This is a genomic window from Nocardioides iriomotensis (assembly GCF_004168035.1).
GTDB lineage: Bacteria > Actinomycetota > Actinomycetes > Propionibacteriales > Nocardioidaceae > Nocardioides_B > Nocardioides_B iriomotensis.
In genome coordinates, this window is sequence record NZ_SDPU01000032.1 from 15,436 (window position 1) to 32,892 (window position 17,457).

Below are 17,457 nucleotides of genomic sequence, written 5' to 3' on the forward strand. Positions count from 1 at the left end.
CGGCTCAGTGGTGCTGCATCTGCTCGTGCACCTTGGCGTGCCCGAGGCCGCGGCCGATCATCCAGTGGTTGACCGGGACGGTGACGACGAAGGCGACGAGCAGCGAGAACACGAGCGCGGCCCAGAAGATCCAGTTCGCCAGCCCGGCGTGCAAAGCGCCGGGCACGGTGACCATCACCGCGTTGTCGACGACCTCCATCACCGCGATCGAGACGGTGTCGGCGGCCAGCGCGACCCGGACCGCCGCCGCGAACGGGAGCCCGGCGCGCAGCACCGAGCTCATCGTGAGCAGGTAGCCGAAGAAGAACGCGAGCACCACGGCCAGCGCCACGCTCGGCCACGTCGACCAGCCCCACCAGGTGGCGAGCACCATGCCGAGCACCTCGCCGATCGCACAGCCGGTCAGGCAGTGCAGGGTCGCGCTGATCGCCGTGCGCCAGGCTGAGTCGGTCCGGGTGTCCATGCCCGCCAAACTACCCCCTAGGGGTATCTATTCCCAGCGCTGACCCTCACAGGACTCGCCGGAGGAACTGGCGGGTGCGCTCCTCGCGCGGGTCGCCGAGCACCTGCGCCGGCGGGCCCTGCTCGAGGATCACGCCCTCGTGCAGGAAGCACACGTTGGTCGCGACCTCGCGGGCGAAGCCCATCTCGTGCGTGGCGAGCAGCAGCGTGGTTCCGCGCTCGGCGAGGTCGCGGACGATGTCGAGCACCTCGCCGACGAGCTCGGGGTCGAGCGCGCTGGTCACCTCGTCCAGCAGCACCAGCTCGGGCTCCATCACGATCGCGCGCACCATCGCGACGCGCTGCTGCTGGCCGCCCGAGAGCCGGTCGGGGTGCTCGTCGGCCTTGTCGGCCAGGCCGAAGCGCGCGAGCAGGGTCCGGGCCCGGTCCTCGGCGTCGGCGGCGCTGAGCCCGTGGACCTTGCGCGGCGCGAGCGTGACGTTCTCCAGCACCGTCATGTGCGGGAACAGGTTGTAGGCCTGGAACACCATCCCCATCCGGGAGCGCACGGAGCGTACGTCGACCAGCGGGTCGGTGATCTCGACGCCGCCGAGGTGGATCTCACCGTCGTCGACGGGCTCGAGCAGGTCGATGCACCGCAGCAGCGTCGACTTGCCGCTGCCGGACGCGCCGATCAGGCAGACCACGTCGTGCTGCCGCACGGTGAGCTGGACGTCGTGCAGCACCACCTTGTCGCCGTACGCCTTGCGTAGGTTGGTGATCCGCAGCAGCGGCTCGCCGGTCATCGCGCCCCCGCCCCCTCGCGCCGGGCGTACCGCGCGGCCAGCCAGTCGGTGTAGCGCGCCATCGGCACGGTCAGCGCGACGAAGAACGCCGCCGCCACGACGTACGGCGTGAAGTTGAAGTTGAAGTTCGTGTAGTCGCGCGCCGCGAACAGCGCGTCGAACACACCGACCGCGCCGACCAGCGCGGTGTCCTTCTGCAGCGAGGCGAAGTCGTTGAGCAGCGGGGGTACGACGCGGCGCACCGCCTGCGGCAGCACGACGAAGCGCATCGACTGCGCCGACGACAGGCCGAGCGCGTCGGCGCTGGCGACCTGCGACGGGTGGATCGACTCGATGCCCGAGCGGAACACCTCGGCGACGTACGCGCCGTAGGACAGCACGAGCGCGGTGATGCCGAGCCAGAAGATGCTGGTGGTCACGCCCTGGAGCCGCAGCGCGGGCACGCCGAACACGAAGATGTAGATCAGCAGGATCGTCGGGATGCCGCGGAACACGTCGGTGTAGACGGTGGCCAGCAGCCGCAGCGGGAACAGCGCCGGGGAGACCGTGCTGCGGGTGACGGCGACGAGCGCGCCGAGCAGCAGGATCAGCGGCTCCGCGACCAGGAACATCAGCACGTTCCAGGCGAAGCCCTTGAGGATCGCCGGGAACGACGCCTTCGCGTGGTCCCACGACAGGAAGGTCTCCTGGAACGTCTCCCAGCCCGGCGACAGCACCAGGACCGTGACGAGTCCCCCGACGACGACGAGGGTGGCGACGCTGGCGACCAGGCGTCGACGCGTCCGGAGGCGTCGTCGTACGGCGTCCCGCTCGGCCTGGCGCGGGCTGGGGGTCCAGGCCGTCACTTCAGGACAGGCACGTCGACCACGTCGGACAGCCACTGCTGCTCGAGGTCGGCGAGCGTGCCGGACTCCTCGAGCGACGCCAGCGCCTGGTCGACGCAGCCGACGAGCTCGTTGCCCTTCTCGAACAGCAGGCCGAACTGCTCGGGCTCGCCGCCCTCGGGCTGGAACTGCCCGACGATCGTCGCCTTCGGGATCTCGACGGCGGTGATGTAGAAGGCGGTCGGCAGGTCGACGAGGAAGCCGTCGATCTGGCCGTTGTTGAGCGCCTGCTTGGCCTGGTTGGTGTCCTCGAACGGGTTGATCGTCCTGCCCGGCTGGATCACCTCGCGGAGCACGGTCAGCGACGTGGTGCCGGTCTGGGCGCTGAGGTTCAGGTCCTCGAGGTCGGCGATCGAGGTCGCCTTGCCGGCGGGCGAGTCCTTCAGCGCGACGAGCGCCTGCGCGGCGGTGTAGTAGCCGTCGGAGAAGTCGACGACCTCCGCGCGCTGCGGCGTGATCGAGATCTGGTTGATGTCGAAGTCGAAGTTCTTCGGGCCCGGCGCGTAGGAGTTGTTGAACGGGACCTTCACCCACTCCACCTGGTCGTCGGTGAAGCCGAGCTCCTCTGCGACGGCATACGCCACCGCGGACTCGAAGCCTTCGCCGTTGGTGGGGTCGTTGTCCTTGAACCAGGGCTCGTACGCCGGCGAGTCCGTTCCGATCGTGAGGGTGCCGGGGGTGGTCAGCGGGAGCGAGTCGGTGGCGCAGGCGTCCGCGCTCTCCGACGCCTCGGCCGAGGCGGAGGTGGTGGGCTCCTCGGCGGTGCCGGTGTCCTCCTCGACCGGCGCGCACGCGGCGAGCGAGAGCGCCGCCAGCACGGCGACGACCGGAGCGGCGGCAACGCCGGGACGGAGGCGGGAGGAGCGGGGCACGCGCATGCGCTGAGCCTAGGCCGGGGCGGACCCGGCAGGGCAGGAATCTCGCCGGACGCCGGAGTGACCCAGACCACCTGTGCAACTCGTTGCATAGGGTGCCGCCTGACCGGCACAGTGGGGCCATGGCCCTCGAGCACGCCCTGCTGGTCTCGCTCAGCGAGCGGCCGGCGTCAGGCCTGGACCTGACCCGGCGCTTCGACCGGTCCATCGGGTTCTTCTGGAGCGCGACCCACCAGCAGATCTACCGGGTGCTCGCCCGGATGGAGACCGACGGCTGGGTGCGCTCGGAGGTCGTCGCCCAGACCGGCCGGCCGGACAAGAAGGTGTACGCCGTGGCGCCCGCCGGCGCGGAGGAGCTCGCCCGCTGGCTTGCCGAGCCCGCCCCGGCCGAGTCGTTCCGCAGCGAGGTCGCGGTCCGCCTCCGCGGCGCGTCGTACGGCGACCGGCGCGCGGTGCTGGCGCAGGTGGAGGCGCTGCTCGCCGACCACCGCACCCGGCTCGGGCACTACGAGCACCTGGCCGAGCGCGACTTCCCCGAGCCGGACCGGCTGTCCGGCCACGACCTCGACGTCTACCTCGTGCTGCGCGGCGGCATCCGCCTCGAGCAGTTCTGGGTGGGCTGGCTGACCGAGTACCGCGACACCCACGCCCGCGCCCATGAAGGAGCCCCCGCATGAGCCCGTACCCGCACCTGCTCGAGCCCCTGACCGTCGGCGGCGTGACGCTGCGCAACCGCGTGGTGATGGGCTCCATGCACACCGGCATGGAGGACCGCGCGAAGCACCTGCCGGAGCTCGCGGCGTACTTCGCCGAGCGCGCCCGCGGCGGCGTCGGCCTCGCGGTGACCGGCGGCTACTCCCCCAACCTGCGCGGCTGGCTGCTGCCGTTCGGCTCGATGATGACCCGGCGCAAGCACGCCGACCGGCACCGGCTGGTGACCGACGCCGTGCACGCCGAGGGCGGCGCGATCGCGCTGCAGGTGCTGCACGCGGGTCGCTACGGCTACACCCCGCTCAACGTCAGCGCCTCGAAGTCGCAGAGCCCGATCACGCCGTTCAAGGCCGGGGCACTGAGCGGCCGCGCGGTCGAGCGCACGATCGAGGACTTCGTCGACGCGGCCCGGCTCGCGCGGCGCGCGGGGTACGACGGCGTCGAGATCATGGGCTCCGAGGGGTACCTGATCAACCAGTTCCTCGCGCCGCACACCAACCGCCGTACCGACCGCTGGGGAGGCAGCGCCGAGAACCGGATGCGCTTCCCGGTCGAGATCGTCCGCCGCACCCGCGAGGCGCTCGGCGACGACTTCCTGCTGATGTTCCGGATGTCGCTGCTCGACCTGATCCCGGCCGGCCAGACCTGGGACGAGACCGTCGCGCTGGCCACCGCGCTCGAGGAGGCCGGCGCCTCCGTCATCAACACCGGCATCGGCTGGCACGAGGCCCGGGTGCCGACGATCCTGACCCAGGTGCCGCGCGCGGCGTGGACCTGGACGACCGCGCGGCTGCGGCCCGAGCTCGGCATCCCGGTCTGCGCGTCCAACCGGATCAACACCCCCGACGTGGCCGAGCGGATCCTGGCCGACGGCGAGGCCGACCTGGTGTCGATGGCCCGGCCGCTGCTCGCCGACCCCGACTTCGTCACCAAGGCGGCCACGGGCCGGGCCGACGAGATCAACACCTGCATCGGCTGCAACCAGGCCTGCCTCGACCACACGTTCTCGAACCAGCGCGCCTCCTGCCTGGTCAACCCGCGCGCCGGTCGCGAGACCACGCTCGTGCTGTCGCCGACCCGCACGGCGCGGTCGGTCGCGGTCGTGGGCGCCGGCCCCGCCGGTCTCGCGGCCGCGGTCACCGCCGCCGAGCGCGGCCACCGGGTCACGCTGTTCGAGGCGCAGCCCGAGATCGGCGGCCAGTTCCGGCTGGCGATGCGGATCCCCGGCAAGGAGGAGTTCGCCGAGACGCTGCGCTACTACACGAGGCGCCTGGAGGTGCTCGGCGTCGATGTCCGGCTCTCCACGAAGGCCGACACCGCCACCGTGCAGGAGTACGACGCCGTCGTGGTCGCCACCGGCGTGCGTCCGCGCGTGCCCGACCTGCCCGGCATCGACCACGCCAAGGTGGTCGCCTACCCCGACGCGATCACCGGGGCCGTCCCCGTCGGCGCGACCGTCGCGGTGATGGGCGCCGGCGGCATCGGGGTCGACGTCAGCCACCTGCTCAGCCACGCGGAGGGCGAGGGCGACCCGGAGTGGTTCGACCACTGGGGCGTCGGCGACCCGGCCGTCGACCGCGGCGGCCTGAAGGAGAAGAAGCCGCGCACCTCCCCGCGCGAGGTCCACCTCCTGCAGCGCAAGACGACAGCGATCGGCAAGGGCCTCGGCAAGACCTCCGGCTGGGCGCACCGCGCGGTGCTCAAGGACTCGGGCGTGCACCTCGTGCCCGGCGTGAGCTACGACCGGATCGACGACGAGGGACTGCACGTCACGGTCGGCGAGGGCGAGCCCGGGCGCCCGGGCGACCGCCGTACCCTCGCCGTCGACCACGTCGTCGTCTGCGCCGGCCAGGAGTCGGTGCGCGACCTGTACGACGAGCTCGTCACCGCCGGGGTCGAGGCGCACCTGGTCGGGGGCGCCGACGTCGCCGCCGAGCTGGACGCGAAGCGCGCGATCCGGCAGGGCACCGAGGTCGCCGCGCGCCTGTGACCGCGCTGGGCTGGTATGAAATGGCCATGCCCCACAGCGCGGTGCAGATCCCGGTGCCGGACCTCGAGCCGGTCGTCCGGGCGCGCCTGGAGCGCCGCGACCCCGACGCCGTCCCCGCCGACCCGGACGACACGGTCGCGCACATCACGCTGCTCGGGCCGTTCGCGGGGCTGAGCGACCTGACCGACGGGGTGCTCGACGAGCTGGAGCGGTTCTTCTCGGACGTGACGGCCTTCGACTTCCGGCTGACCGGGATCTCCTCGTTCCCGGGCGGGACCGTCTACCTCGCGCCCAGCCCGGCCGCGCCGTTCCGCCAGCTCACCCACGAGCTGTCCCGGCTCTTCCCCGAGCACCCGCCGTACGGCGGCGCCTTCGACGACGTGGTCCCGCACCTGACCGTGCCGATGCCGGAGGGCGAGGACGTCACGGCCCTGGAGTTCGAGCTCGGCTCGCGCCTCCCGATCAGCACCTACGCCCGGGAGGCGGTGCTGTTCTGGTGGGAGCCGGGCGCGAGCCGGACGATCGCCACGTTCCCGTTCGGCACCTCGGCCGCCTGAGCCCGCGGCAGCGCGGGTCCCCGACCAGCTGTAACGCGGGGTTATGGACGCTCCACCAGGCGCATGCCGCTGGGGAAGCGTGCCTACGCCTGGGGAAGTGCCCCTGGGCGGCGGTCAGCGCGGCCGGCCGCGAGGGGCAGGACGCGCCGACTCGACCGCCTCGCCAGGGCAGGATGCGCCGACTCGACCGCCTCGCCAGGGCAAGACGCGCCGACTCGACCGCCTCGCGAGGGCAAGACGCGCCGACTCGGCAGGTCCGCGAGGGCAAGATGCGCCGACTCGCGACGTCAGGCGCCGATCCGGGCGTAGACGGCCTCGGCGAACTCGTCGAACGCCGCCACGCACTCCTTGAGCAGCGCGTCCGTCTCACCGCGACCGGAGGAGCCGAGCAGGTCGCGCGCGCGGACGTCGCGGTACCAGCGCCGGAGCCGGTCGAGGCTCTGCTCCTCCTCCTCGAGCTCGGCGAGGGAGTACTTCTCGGTGCGGTGCTCCTTGGCGATCTCGGCGAGGTAGCGGCGGCACTCCGAGGCCAGCTCGCGCCACTCGTCGTCGCGCGCGGCGGCGAACATCGCCGCCATCGCCGCCTCGTCGGCCTCATCCCAGCCGCCGGCGCGCAGCCGGACCAGCTCGCCGTCCTCCGCTCTCGCCACGAGCGCGGCGACCCGGTCGACGACCGGCGCCACGACCGGGAGGTCGGGCAGCGCCCAGGTGCCGGAGGAGAGCGGGACCGCGCCGGCCTTGCGCAGCTCGCGCCAGGCGGCGACCCGGTGCCGCGCGGGCTCGCTCGGCAGCCTCAGCACCAGCACCAACCAGCTCAACGGTCCTCCCGCTACGCGGAGCGATGTAACGGCTGTAACATCGAGGCGTGTCCGACTGGATCAGGGTACTCGTCATCGGCGTCGCGGTCATCGCCGCGACCTACGTCGTGCTCGCCGTCCTCGCGCGCCGGCTCCCGCCGGGCATCCTGCGCGACCTCGTCGCGTTCATCCCGGCCTGCCTCACCACGGCACGGGCGCTGCGCAACCACCCTGCGGTCCCGCGCCGTGCGAAGGTCGCGCTGCTCGGCGCGATCGTCTGGACGGTGTCGCCGATCGACCTGATCCCGGAGTTCCTGCCGGTGATCGGACCGCTCGACGACATCGTGGTGATCGCGCTGGCGATCCGGTACGCCGCCCGCGCGGTGCCGCGCGACGTGCTGCTCGACGCCTGGCCCGAGGAGCCGCGCCTGCTGCTCCGGCTCCTGGGCGAGCGGAGCCCGAAGCCGGCGGCCTGACCGGCGTCAGCGGTCTCGTTTCAACCCGGCCAGCACGAAGCCCACCCCGAGCCCGGCGATGATCGAGCCGGTGATCGCCCAGAACGCCGAGTCGGTCATCGGGCTGCCCTTCAGGTAGCCCATCCCCTGGAAGCTGAAGACCGCGCCGACCACGAACATCAGGACGCCGAGGGTGACCGGCAGGGTGCGCTTCATGGGGCCGATCGTAGGGCGTCGGCCGTTATCACGACCCGCGGGTACGGCGGGGCGGAATCGACCAGGTGAGTAGCGGATCTTGACCATCGTCAAGACCGACACGCCGATCTAGACCACTTTCTCGACGAAGCGCCTCAAGCGCCTCGGGGGGCCTGCCGATGACCCGGGAGAAGCACCCCAACCGCCCGCCCCCGAAGCTGCCCTGGGATCCGCATGTCGTCCGCGCCGCCCCGCCCGCTCCTGCCTGCCCGCACGCTCCTGCGCCTGCGCCGACTCGCGGGGCTGGTCGCCGCGCTGGTCGTGCTGGTGCCGGCCGCCGCGAACGCCGTACCCATCGAGGACTTCTCGGGCTACCAGCCGCAGACGACGTGCAGCCCCGACCCCAAGCCGGGGACCGTCGCGCTGTCGAAGTGGCTGATGAGCAAGTACCCGGGCAGCGGCTCCAGTGGCATCTCCCGCGCGTGCGGCGCCAGCGGGGTGTCGGAGCACAAGGAGGGCCGGGCCTTCGACTGGCGGGTCAGCGCCACCTCGGCGCGCGACCGCGGCTACGTCAAGGACTTCTTCGCGACGATCTTCGCCCCCGACAAGGACGGCAACCAGGCCGCGCTCGCCCGCCGCATGGGCATCATGTACCTGATCTGGGACGACCACATCTACGCGTCGTACCGCGGCTTCGAGAAGCGCGCCTACACCCACTCCGGCTGCCGGACGAAGAAGTCCTGCTCCCCCACGCTGCGGCACCGCGACCACGTGCACATCTCGCTGTCGCGCGCGGGCGGTGCCGGCGAGACCAGCTGGTACCACCGCAACGACGCGGGCTGGCAGTCGCCGGTCACACCGACGCCGACGCCGACCACCCCGACGCCGCCCCCGAGCACCCCGCCGCCGGTCGGCGACCCGACGCCGATCCCGGTCGGCCCGCCGGTCGAGGGCGAGCTGCGGTTCACCAAGAAGAAGCAGCTCGCGCGCGTCGCGGTGCCGCTCGACAAGTCGACGTACACGTCGAAGTGGAAGCTCCGCAAGGGCAAGCAGTACAAGATCACCGTCGCCGGCCTCGTCGGGTACGGCGCGCCGGACCAGGTCGGCGACGCCAACTGCGTCTGGTCGCCCACGACGCGCTCGTGGCTGCACAGCGGCAACGGCGTGAAGGTCAACGGTGACCTGCTGTTCGGCCGGACCTGCACGGGCGACCACGTCTACGCGACGACGTACGTCCCGACGAAGTCCAAGCCGATGCGGGTGAAGCTGGCCTCGACCACGGCCGCCGGGACCGGCCGGCTGGTGCTGACGGTGTCGAGGAAGGAGACCGACGTCTCCGCGAAGCTGCCGACCTACCCGGCGCTGGCCGCGGCCCCGGCCGTGCTGCCCTCGAGCCGCGGCAGCCTCAACACGCTCGCCGAGACCGTGCAGGTGCCGGCCGACGCAACGACTCCGGTGCTGACCACGCAGGAGGTCGAGGCCGGCGCCCGCTACCGGATGACCGTCTCGGGCGTCGCGGACCTCGGTGGCGGCGTGCAGACCGACGGCCAGTGCATCGGGGTCGGCGGCGCCTGGTACCAGGCTGCCTCACTCGACCTGCGGTCGCCGGGCGACGACCACGGCAACCTCTACGTCAACGGCTACCCGTTCGGCGGCGACCCGACGACCGACTGCGCGGCGCACTCGCACGTCATGGAGTTCACCGCCGCCGAGACCCGGCAGCTGCAGCTCGCCGTGTGGGACCCGTTCCCGGTCAGCGACAACAGCGGCGCCCTCACGGTGACGGTGCAGCGGCTGTCGTCGCTCGCCTCTCCCCAGAAGGCCCGGGGCGAGTCGCCGCAGAGCGGCGGCATCTACTGGTCGATGCCCGTCGACACGTTCGCGGTCAACCTCGCGAGCCCGGAGGGCACCGTCTCCAACATGCGGCTGCGCAAGGGCGAGCGGGTCACGCTCGTCGTGTCGGGCGCGTTCACCTCGCACGGCGTCACCGCCGACGCGACCTGCGTCAACACCGGCGCCGGCTGGGTGCCGCGCGACCCGGGCCTGGCCCTGGAGCAGGACCCGCTCGAGCTGTGGGTCGACGGCGTCGCGCGGCCGTGGGGCGCGTGCAACGACGCGCACACCTACTCGACGTCGTACGTCGTGGAGAAGAGCGGCCCGATCCGCCTCGCGGTCATGGACCTCGACTTCCGCGACAACGCCGGCAGCCTCGAGGTCGCGCTCACCCGCGGCTAGCTCACGCCACGGAGCGGATCCGGGTGACCAGCACGGAGCCGAGGACGCAGACGGCGGCCGCGACGGCGTACAGCGTCACGTAGCCGCCGGCCTGCGCGATCAGGAACGCGCCGAGGAACGGCGCGAACACCTGGGGTAGCGCGTTGGCGATGTTGATGACGCCGAGGTCCTTGGCGCGGGACTCGGCGTCGGGCAGCACCTCGGTGCACAGCGCGAAGTCGACGGAGAGGTAGACGCCGTAGCCGACGCCGAGCACGGCGGCGCCGACGAGCGCGCCGGTCCAGGTGGGCAGGAGCGCGAGCACGAGGGCGGCGGCGCCGGTGACGATGCCGGCGACGATGACGAACACCTTGCGGCGGCGGAGCCGGTCGGACCAGATCCCGAAGACGACGGTGCTGGCCACGATGAACACCGCGTAGACCACGGTGAGCACGAAGACACCGGTCTCGGGGTCGGAGTAGCCGACGGCGTCGTCGAGGTAGAAGTACAGCAGCAGCGTGCCCATCGCATTGCCGAGGTTGACCAGGAACCGGGTCAGCCAGGCCCACGCGAAGTCGGGGTAGGCGCGCGGGCTCAGCCAGAAGCCACGCAGGAACGCTGCCGTGGACCAGGCCGGGCGCAGCGCCTCCGGCAGGGGTACGTCGTGGCTCCGGAGGAGGTACGGCACGGCCAGGACGACGACGGCGGTGGCGGTCGCGACGTAGCCCGTGGTGAGCCCGCCCGTCGCGGTGGCGATGCCGACGCCGCCGACGATGCCGAGCGTCTGGGACACCGCGACCCAGCCGCCGACCACGCCGCGCTGGCGCACCGGCACGAGGTCGGGGACCGTCGCGGTGAGCGCGGCGTACATCGCGTTGAGCGCGGCCTGCGCCAGGCACCAGCCGAGCACCATCACCGGGACGGAGTCGGCGACCGCCAGCACGAGCAGCGCGATCGCGCCCACGACGCCGCCGCCGAGCACCCAGGGCACCCGGCGCCCGAACCGCGACGTGGTCCGGTCCGACAGCGCCCCGAACAGCGGGTTGGCGACGACGGACACCGCCGACCCCAGCCCGGTCACCAGCCCGAAGACGAACTCCTTGTCGCCCGGTGCGACCGCCTCGGCCTGCTGGGCGAGAAGCACCTGGATCGGGCCGAAGAAGCCGGCCCACACCCCGAGGCCGGCCAGCGTCACCCGGGTCACCCAGCCGCGGCCGACGAGCTGCTCGGGCTCGGCGAGCGCGGTCGCCGCCACCGGCCGGGTCGTCACCGGCGGGCGCGGATCACGCGGGCGTACCAGTCGTAGGAGTCCTTCGGCGTGCGCCGCTGCGTCGCGTAGTCGACGTGCACCAGCCCGAACCGCTGCGTGTAGCCCTCGGCCCACTCGAAGTTGTCGAGCAGCGACCACGTGTAGTAGCCGTCGACGTCCACGCCCGCGCTCACCGCCTCCTCGACCGCGCGCAGGTGGCCGTCGAGGTAGGCGATCCGGCGGTCGTCGTGGATGCCGTCGGCCTCGACCGGGTCGTCGTAGGCGCAGCCGCTCTCCGTGATCGTCACGCTCGGGAGCCGGTCGCCGTACCGCTCGCGGAGCTGCAGCAGCATGTCGCGCAGGCCGTCGGGCACGACCGCCCAGCCGAAACCGGTGCGGTCGTAGCCGTCGAGCTCGACCAGCACGAACGGCAGGTCGCCCGAGGGGGTCTGCCCGATCGGGGTCAGGTCGGTGCCGGGCGCGGCGACCCGGGTGGGGTTGTAGTAGTTGACGCCGTAGAAGTCGAGCGGTGCGGCGATCGTCGCGAGGTCGTCGGCGACCGGGCCGGGCATCAGGTCGCCGAACCCGGCCGGGTAGGAGCCGAGCAGCATCGGCTCGGCGAAGAGCCGGTTCCAGAGGGTGTCGTAGAGGTCGGCGGCGTCGCGGTCGGCCTGGCTGTCGGTCCCGGCGACGACCGGCGTGTGGTTGTTGGCGCAGCCGACGGCCTTCGCCCCCGCGGCCCGCAGCGCCTGCACCGCGAGGCCGTGCCCGAGGAGCAGGTGGTGGGCAGCGGGCAGCGCGTCGAACATCAGCGTGCGGCCCGGCGCGTGCACCCCGGTGGCGTAGCCGAGCATCGTCACGACGTTCGGCTCGTTGACCGTCACCCAGCGCGCCACCCGGTCGCCGAGGGCCTCGCCGACCACGGCGGCGTACTCCGCGAACCGCTCGGCCGTCGCCCGGGACAGCCAGCCGCCCCCGTCCTCGAGCGGCTGGGGCAGGTCCCAGTGGAACAGCGTCGCCATCGGCGCGACGCCGGCCTCGAGCAGCGCGTCGACGAGCCGGTCGTAGAAGGCGAGCCCGGCCGCGTTCACCTCACCGGACCCGGCCGGCAGCACCCGCGGCCACGCGATCGAGAACCGGTAGCCGTCGAGGCCGAGCCCGCGCATCAGCGCGACGTCCTCGGCCCAGCGGTGGTAGTGGTCGCAGGCCTCGGCGCCGCTGCTGCCGTCGCGGACCCGACCGGGCTCGGCGCAGAACGTGTCCCAGACGCTGGGGCCGCGACCGTCGGCCATGACCCCGCCCTCGATCTGGTACGACGCGGTGCTGGCGCCGAACCGGAAGCCCGCGGGCAGTCCGGTGAGGGGAGGGGTGCTGCGCTCGACGGAGGAGCGGGACGGGCGTTCCACGCGGCTACTCTGTCAGCCGGGGCGGGGGCTGCGAAGCACCGACGACCCAGTGGACGGTCGGGCGAAAGGTGAAATCTCACGCGATTCGTCGCGTGGATTGGGGGGATTCGTCACAATCGTCCGGGGTGGCACACAGCAGGGGGGTCTGCATGCGCCGAAAGGACGCCGACGAGAACCGGATCAGGAGTCTCGCCGCGCTGGCGCGCGTCCTCAGCCGGCCGGACACGTTGCACCGGCTTCTGGAGCTGAGCGCGGAGGAGGCGCTGCGCACGCTGCGCGCTGCGTCGGTGTCGGTGTCCCGGCTGCAGCCCGACGGTGTCTCCGTGCGCACCATCGTCAACGTCGGCGACCTCGGCCCGCACGAGGAGCGGTGGCCGCAGAACGAGGTGCACGAGATGCAGGAGCTGACGGGCCTCGACGTCGCGTCCGAGCACCTGGTCACCTGGTCCTACCACCTCGACAGCCCGGCGACCCCGCCCGCCGAGAAGGAGCTGCTCCGCGCGCTCGGGAAGGGCAGCTCGGTCTCCACCCCGCTCGTGGTCGAGGGTGAGCTGTGGGGCGAGGTGTACGCGACGCGGCACCGGTTCGACGACCCGTTCGACGCCGACGACATCGCCTACCTCGAGGCGATGATCGCGATCATGGCCGGGGCGATGGCCCGGGTCGCCCGTGAGGAGTCGCTGGCCCAGCTCGCCTACCACGACCCCCTGACCGGGCTGCTCAACCGCCGCGCGATCGACGACCACGCCCGGATCGCGTTCGAGGTGCCGCGTGGCATGACCCGGCAGGTCGGCGTCGTCGCGCTCGACATCAACGGGCTCAAGCTGACCAACGACCACTACGGCCACCCGGCCGGCGACGAGCTGATCCGCCGCGTCGCCGGCGACCTGGTCCGCTCGTTCGCGGTGCTGTCCGCCTGCGTGGTCGGCCGCGTCGGCGGCGACGAGTTCACGGTGCTCTCGGTCGACCGCTCCGTCGACCCCCTCGTCGAGGTGGCCGACCAGGTGATCGCACGCAGCTGGGAGAAGAACCCGACGACGGCGCTGTCCGGCGGGGTCGCGCACGCGGAGCTGTCGGACCACCTGCGGATCACGCCGTCGGAGATGTTCGCCGCCGCGGACCGGGCGCTGTACGTCGCCAAGCGGGAGCGCCGCCGGCACGCCGTCATGGCCGAGCCGCTCGAGCCGGCCGCCGAGCACGACGAATGAGCGGGCCGAACGCCTCAAGCCGCACCGACGACGGCCGATCACGACCGACAAGGGCACCGCACCCACCCGGAGACCGACCGTTGCTGCCGAAGGACGAGCTTTCTCGCATCCGGAGTCTCGCCGCACTCGCGCGCGACACCGGACGGTCCGGCACGCTCGAGCAGATCCTCGAGGTGGCCGCCGAGGGCGCCCGCGAGGCGATCGGCGCGGCCAGCGTCTCGGTGAGCCGGCTCGAGCCCGGCACCGGCGTCGTCCGCACCCTGCTCAACGTCGGTGAGCTCGGCCCCACCGAGGAGCGCTGGCCCGAGGACGAGACCTACGGCGCCGACGAGTTCGTCTGCCTCAACCTGCTCACCCAGGGCGCGATCTCGTGGGTGACGACGCTCGACGACCCGGACTCCGACCCGCGCGAGGTCGAGCTGCTCCGCGAGCTCGGCAAGGGCTCGTCGATGGGTGCGCCCCTCGTCGTCGACGGTGTGCTGTGGGGCGAGTTCTACGCCACCCGCAACGTCGGCGAGCCGTCGTTCGGGCCCGACGAGACGGCGTACCTCGAGGCCCTCACCGCGATCCTCGCGGGCGGCATCTCCCGCGCGCTGCGCGAGGAGTCGCTGGAGGAGATGGCCTACCACGACCCGCTGACGGGCCTGGCCAACCGGCGCGCGCTCGACGAGCGGGCGGAGTGGGCGTTCGACCACGCCGAGGCCGTGCCGCGCCCGGTCACCGTCGTGGTCGCGGACATCAACGGGCTCAAGCGCGTCAACGACACCCAGGGCCACCTCGTCGGCGACCAGCTGATCAAGTCGGTGGCGAGCGCGATGCGCAAGCACTTCGCGCGGCTGCCCGGCGCGCTGGTGGCCCGCGTGGGTGGCGACGAGTTCACCGTCCTGGTCGTCGGCCACGACCCGGCCGCCGTGGTCGCCGTGTCCGACGAGCTGTGCGGCCTGACCTGGAACCTCGGCATCACGGCGAGCCTGTCGTGCGGTGCCGCGACCGTGATGGTCGGCCGGGGCACGGAGCTCAACCCGCGCGAGCTGTTCGCGGCCGGTGACCGGGCACAGTACGTCGCCAAGCGCGGCCGGCTGCGCACCACCGTCGTGACCGGTGACGTCGCGCACGAACAGGCCGACGAGCCGGCCCTGCCCGCCTGACCCCGTCGGCCTAGGCGCGACCCCACAGGTCGACCGGCGAGCGCCCGGGCCGGAAGCCGCACGCCTCCGCGAGCCGCACCGCGTCGGCGAACCCGTGGGCCAGGCCGTCCGGGTCGTGGGTGTCGCTGGCGAAGCTGACCGCGTCCCCGCCGAGGTCGTGCCACCAGCGCACGACCACCCGCTCGATCGGGCGCTTCGTGCTGACCTCCAGGGCGCGGCCCGACGCGGCGAGCACGCGCAGCACCTCCCTCAGCTCCGCCTCGAAGGCGGTGACGTCGACCGGGCCGGCGTCGTCCGGCCAGGCCCGCAGCGGGAAGTCGACGTGCGCGAGCACCGAGAAGACGTCGCTGCCCTCCAGCAGGGCGACCACCTCGTGCAGGTAGTCGCGCACGACCTGCGCCGGGTCGTCCTGCCGGGCGAACAGCGCCGGCGGCTCGGCGTACCCGTCTCCGCCCACCGGTATCCCGTGCACCGATCCGAGGACCCGCTCGAAGTCGCCGGTCGCGAGGACCGCGGCGACCTGCTCGGCGTGCCGGTGCGGCTCGCCGAGCTCGGCGCCGGTGAGGATCCGCAGGCCCGGGAACCGGTGCCGGCACTCCTCGACCGCGGCGAGATAGCCCTCGGCGTCGAACGGCGGCGGCACCATCGGCTCGTCCGCCGGCCCGGCCTGGAACCGGGCGTGGTCGACGTGCTCGGTGAACGCGACCGCCGGCACGCCGAGCGTCACGGCTCGCGCGCAGGTGGCGACCATGTCGCCGGCGTGCGCGTCCCAGGACCACTCGGTGTGGACGTGGCTGTCGGCGGGCAGCATCAGGCCCACGTCACGAGCGCCACCGGGTCCGGGCGCTCGCGACCTTCTGGTCCTTCGGCGGCAGCGGACCGACCTGGATCTCGGCGCCGTACGACCAGCCCGGCAGCACCGGCAGGGACTCCCCGCTCCAGAACGTGCCGGGGTCGAACCACGACGCCTTCCAGTCGTCCTCGACGACACCCATCTCCTGCAGGGTGATCGCCACGGTCTCGGCGCAGAACGCCGCCTCCGGCCGGACCCGCCTGCCGCGCTTGCGGCGGGGCTGGTAGGCGTCGCGCGCGGTGAGCCAGCGGCCGGCGAGCCGCGCGGTGCTCGGGAACGACACCCCGTCGAGCCGCGCGATGACCTTGAGCATCGCGTCCTCCTCGGGACGGCCGACCTCCGGGCTGAGCTGCCGGAACCACGCGGCCTGGCCGTAGGTCTCGCGCCACCGGGTGACGGACTCGGTCAGGTCGTGCAGCTGGACACCGCGGTGGTGGGTGCCCGACCAGTGGTCGACGAGCGTCTTGCCGAGCTCGGCGTGCCACATCAGGGGCGGCAGGTCGTCGATCACGACCGCCATCCCGACGTGGTTGACCGGCGCGTTGGTGAGGGTCTGGATCGCGCGGTCGGCGGCGGTGCGGCCGCGGAACAGCCACAGGTCGCCGGTCCGGGTCACGCGGGCGGCCTCGTCGACGGAGACGGCTCCGGCAGGCAGGTCGGTCACCCGGCTCATCGTGCCGCATCGTCGACCGGGCGTGGCCTAGCGTGGTCCCATGCGCGCGGCGACCTGGTGGAAGCTCCTCGGCCTGGCCGGCGTCGCCGGCGTGGTCGCGACCGGCGCGGTCGTCGCGCGGAACGAGCGCCAGCGGGCGTCGTACACCCCGGAGCAGGTGCGCGAGCGGCTGCACCAGCGGTACGCCGAGATCGAGGAGCACCCGGAGCCGACGCCCGGGTGACCCCCGCCATGACCATCGACGTACGGCGAGCGGCGGACCGCCCGGCGACCCGGGCGGACGGCCTGGTGTCGCGGCACTCGTTCTCGTTCGGGACCCACTACGACCCGGCCAACGTGGACCACGGCGTGCTCGTCGCGCACAACGACGACACCGTGGAGCGCGGGCTGGGCTACGACACCCATCCCCACCGCGACCTGGAGATCGTGACGTGGGTGGTCGACGGCGGGCTGCGGCACGCGGACGCCGACGGGCTGTCCGAGCGCGCCGGCGTGGTGGTACCGGGCCGGGTGCAGCGGCTCAGCGCGGGCAGCGGGGTGCGGCACTCCGAGCACCACGACCCGGGGTCCGGGCCGATGGTGCGGTTCGTGCAGATGTGGGTGCTGCCGGACGAGCCGGGTGGCGAGCCGTCGTACGCGCAGGCCGACGTGGCGACCGCCCTCGGGGACGGCGGGCTGGTGCCGGTCGCGTCCGGTCGCACGGACGCCGCCCTGCGGATCCGCAACCGCGACGCGACGCTGCACGTGGCGCGGCTCGGCGCCGGGGCGAGCGTGCTCCTGCCCTCCGCGCCGTACCTCCACCTCTTCGTGGCCCGCGGCAGCGCCACCGTCGAGGGCGCGGGCCGGCTGGGCGAGGCCGACGCCGCCCGCTTCGCCGGCGCCGGTCAGGCGCGGGTGACCGCGGGCGCCGACGGGAGCGAGGTCGTGGTCTGGGAGATGCACCGCGGCAGCACTTAGGCTTCGCGGAACAGCACACGACCGACTCGGGGGAACCA

19 protein-coding genes are annotated in these 17,457 nt (G+C 73.0%); 9 read left to right on the forward strand and 10 right to left on the reverse strand.

All coding sequences use genetic code 11. The features are described from left to right. Nucleotides 1-4: 4 nt before the first annotated feature. Genes ETU37_RS17140 through ETU37_RS17155 form a run of 4 tightly spaced genes read right to left on the reverse strand, consistent with a single transcriptional unit; the run spans nucleotide 5 to nucleotide 3,009 of the window. Nucleotides 5-463 (reverse strand): DUF4396 domain-containing protein, encoded by a 459-nt coding sequence (locus ETU37_RS17140; RefSeq protein ID WP_129988578.1) that lies wholly within the window; start codon nucleotides 461-463, stop codon nucleotides 5-7. A 46-nt stretch (nucleotides 464-509) separates the two neighbouring features. Then, nucleotides 510-1,247: an amino acid ABC transporter ATP-binding protein gene (locus ETU37_RS17145; RefSeq protein WP_129988579.1), complete on the reverse strand. Its 738-nt coding sequence runs from the start codon at nucleotides 1,245-1,247 to the stop codon at nucleotides 510-512. Then, on the reverse strand, nucleotides 1,244-2,092 hold the full coding sequence (locus ETU37_RS17150; protein ID WP_206054001.1) for an amino acid ABC transporter permease: 849 nt from the start codon (nucleotides 2,090-2,092) through the stop codon (nucleotides 1,244-1,246). Before ETU37_RS17150 ends, ETU37_RS17145 begins: the two co-directional genes overlap by 4 nt. Beyond that, the gene (locus ETU37_RS17155) at nucleotides 2,089-3,009 is read right to left on the reverse strand and encodes an ABC transporter substrate-binding protein (protein WP_129988581.1); all 921 of its coding nucleotides are present in this window, start codon (nucleotides 3,007-3,009) and stop codon (nucleotides 2,089-2,091) included. The genes ETU37_RS17150 and ETU37_RS17155 overlap by 4 nt, the downstream gene beginning before the upstream one ends. A gap of 119 nt (nucleotides 3,010-3,128) precedes the next feature. Between ETU37_RS17155 and ETU37_RS17160 the strand changes: the two genes are divergently transcribed. The 3 genes from ETU37_RS17160 to ETU37_RS17170 are packed head-to-tail and all read left to right on the forward strand — an operon-like array spanning nucleotide 3,129 to nucleotide 6,264. Then, nucleotides 3,129-3,683 (forward strand): PadR family transcriptional regulator, encoded by a 555-nt coding sequence (locus ETU37_RS17160; protein ID WP_129988582.1) that lies wholly within the window; start codon nucleotides 3,129-3,131, stop codon nucleotides 3,681-3,683. Beyond that, entirely contained in the window at nucleotides 3,680-5,707 is a 2,028-nt protein-coding gene (locus ETU37_RS17165; protein ID WP_129988583.1) for an NADPH-dependent 2,4-dienoyl-CoA reductase, read from the forward strand. Before ETU37_RS17160 ends, ETU37_RS17165 begins: the two co-directional genes overlap by 4 nt. A gap of 26 nt (nucleotides 5,708-5,733) precedes the next feature. After that, nucleotides 5,734-6,264, forward strand: coding sequence for a 2'-5' RNA ligase family protein (locus ETU37_RS17170; protein WP_165372578.1), 531 nt, complete (start codon nucleotides 5,734-5,736; stop codon nucleotides 6,262-6,264). A 287-nt stretch (nucleotides 6,265-6,551) separates the two neighbouring features. Here the strand turns inward: ETU37_RS17170 and ETU37_RS17175 are convergent, their stop codons facing one another. Then, complete coding sequence (locus ETU37_RS17175; protein ID WP_129988585.1) at nucleotides 6,552-7,082, reverse strand: Chromate resistance protein ChrB; 531 nt, start codon at nucleotides 7,080-7,082, stop codon at nucleotides 6,552-6,554. 47 nt (nucleotides 7,083-7,129) lie between these two features. Here ETU37_RS17175 and ETU37_RS17180 point away from each other — a divergent pair, with 47 nt between their 5' ends. Then, nucleotides 7,130-7,537, forward strand: coding sequence for a YkvA family protein (locus ETU37_RS17180; protein ID WP_129988586.1), 408 nt, complete (start codon nucleotides 7,130-7,132; stop codon nucleotides 7,535-7,537). Nucleotides 7,538-7,543: 6 nt separating this feature from the next. Here ETU37_RS17180 and ETU37_RS17185 read toward each other — a convergent pair whose 3' ends face one another. Next, nucleotides 7,544-7,732, reverse strand: coding sequence for a hypothetical protein (locus tag ETU37_RS17185; protein ID WP_129988587.1), 189 nt, complete (start codon nucleotides 7,730-7,732; stop codon nucleotides 7,544-7,546). 213 nt (nucleotides 7,733-7,945) lie between these two features. On the opposite strand from ETU37_RS17185, the gene ETU37_RS17190 reads away from it, so the two are divergent. Further along, on the forward strand, nucleotides 7,946-9,946 hold the full coding sequence (locus ETU37_RS17190; RefSeq protein WP_129988588.1) for a VldE C-terminal domain-containing protein: 2,001 nt from the start codon (nucleotides 7,946-7,948) through the stop codon (nucleotides 9,944-9,946). 1 nt (nucleotide 9,947) lies between these two features. On the opposite strand, the gene ETU37_RS17195 is transcribed toward ETU37_RS17190, so the two are convergent. Continuing rightward, nucleotides 9,948-11,180 carry an MFS transporter gene (locus ETU37_RS17195; protein WP_240755797.1) on the reverse strand — a complete coding sequence of 411 codons (1,233 nt, stop codon included), beginning with the start codon at nucleotides 11,178-11,180 and terminating at the stop codon, nucleotides 9,948-9,950. Nucleotides 11,181-11,191: 11 nt separating this feature from the next. Then, on the reverse strand, nucleotides 11,192-12,580 hold the full coding sequence (locus ETU37_RS17200) for a GH1 family beta-glucosidase (RefSeq protein WP_129988589.1): 1,389 nt from the start codon (nucleotides 12,578-12,580) through the stop codon (nucleotides 11,192-11,194). A gap of 149 nt (nucleotides 12,581-12,729) precedes the next feature. Between ETU37_RS17200 and ETU37_RS17205 the strand changes: the two genes are divergently transcribed. Then, nucleotides 12,730-13,788 (forward strand): GGDEF domain-containing protein, encoded by a 1,059-nt coding sequence (locus ETU37_RS17205; RefSeq protein ID WP_129988590.1) that lies wholly within the window; start codon nucleotides 12,730-12,732, stop codon nucleotides 13,786-13,788. An 80-nt stretch (nucleotides 13,789-13,868) separates the two neighbouring features. Next, entirely contained in the window at nucleotides 13,869-14,936 is a 1,068-nt protein-coding gene (locus ETU37_RS17210; RefSeq protein ID WP_165372579.1) for a GGDEF domain-containing protein, read from the forward strand. 10 nt (nucleotides 14,937-14,946) lie between these two features. On the opposite strand, the gene ETU37_RS17215 is transcribed toward ETU37_RS17210, so the two are convergent. Further along, nucleotides 14,947-15,747 (reverse strand): PHP domain-containing protein, encoded by an 801-nt coding sequence (locus ETU37_RS17215; protein WP_129988592.1) that lies wholly within the window; start codon nucleotides 15,745-15,747, stop codon nucleotides 14,947-14,949. Nucleotides 15,748-15,757: 10 nt separating this feature from the next. Next, the gene (locus ETU37_RS17220) at nucleotides 15,758-16,462 is read right to left on the reverse strand and encodes a hypothetical protein (protein ID WP_206054002.1); all 705 of its coding nucleotides are present in this window, start codon (nucleotides 16,460-16,462) and stop codon (nucleotides 15,758-15,760) included. Nucleotides 16,463-16,502: 40 nt separating this feature from the next. Here ETU37_RS17220 and ETU37_RS17225 point away from each other — a divergent pair, with 40 nt between their 5' ends. Then, nucleotides 16,503-16,685 (forward strand): hypothetical protein, encoded by a 183-nt coding sequence (locus ETU37_RS17225; protein ID WP_129988593.1) that lies wholly within the window; start codon nucleotides 16,503-16,505, stop codon nucleotides 16,683-16,685. Continuing rightward, nucleotides 16,682-17,419 carry a pirin family protein gene (locus ETU37_RS17230; RefSeq protein WP_240755799.1) on the forward strand — a complete coding sequence of 246 codons (738 nt, stop codon included), beginning with the start codon at nucleotides 16,682-16,684 and terminating at the stop codon, nucleotides 17,417-17,419. The genes ETU37_RS17225 and ETU37_RS17230 overlap by 4 nt, the downstream gene beginning before the upstream one ends. The last annotated feature ends 38 nt before the right edge of the window (nucleotides 17,420-17,457 follow it).

What these genes read in the sequence shown, in the direction of transcription:
- ETU37_RS17170 (WP_165372578.1), top strand. Translation starts at nt 5,734, where the DNA reads ATGCCCCACAGCGCGGTGCAGATCCCGGTGCCGGACCTCGAGCCGGTC.
- ETU37_RS17140 (WP_129988578.1), bottom strand. Translation starts at nt 463, where the DNA reads ATGGACACCCGGACCGACTCAGCCTGGCGCACGGCGATCAGCGCGACC.
- ETU37_RS17220 (WP_206054002.1), bottom strand. Translation starts at nt 16,462, where the DNA reads ATGAGCCGGGTGACCGACCTGCCTGCCGGAGCCGTCTCCGTCGACGAG.
- ETU37_RS17215 (WP_129988592.1), bottom strand. Translation starts at nt 15,747, where the DNA reads ATGCTGCCCGCCGACAGCCACGTCCACACCGAGTGGTCCTGGGACGCG.
- ETU37_RS17225 (WP_129988593.1), top strand. Translation starts at nt 16,503, where the DNA reads ATGCGCGCGGCGACCTGGTGGAAGCTCCTCGGCCTGGCCGGCGTCGCC.
- ETU37_RS17160 (WP_129988582.1), top strand. Translation starts at nt 3,129, where the DNA reads ATGGCCCTCGAGCACGCCCTGCTGGTCTCGCTCAGCGAGCGGCCGGCG.
- ETU37_RS17155 (WP_129988581.1), bottom strand. Translation starts at nt 3,009, where the DNA reads ATGCGCGTGCCCCGCTCCTCCCGCCTCCGTCCCGGCGTTGCCGCCGCT.
- ETU37_RS17190 (WP_129988588.1), top strand. Translation starts at nt 7,946, where the DNA reads ATGTCGTCCGCGCCGCCCCGCCCGCTCCTGCCTGCCCGCACGCTCCTG.
- ETU37_RS17165 (WP_129988583.1), top strand. Translation starts at nt 3,680, where the DNA reads ATGAGCCCGTACCCGCACCTGCTCGAGCCCCTGACCGTCGGCGGCGTG.
- ETU37_RS17205 (WP_129988590.1), top strand. Translation starts at nt 12,730, where the DNA reads ATGCGCCGAAAGGACGCCGACGAGAACCGGATCAGGAGTCTCGCCGCG.
- ETU37_RS17145 (WP_129988579.1), bottom strand. Translation starts at nt 1,247, where the DNA reads ATGACCGGCGAGCCGCTGCTGCGGATCACCAACCTACGCAAGGCGTAC.
- ETU37_RS17185 (WP_129988587.1), bottom strand. Translation starts at nt 7,732, where the DNA reads ATGAAGCGCACCCTGCCGGTCACCCTCGGCGTCCTGATGTTCGTGGTC.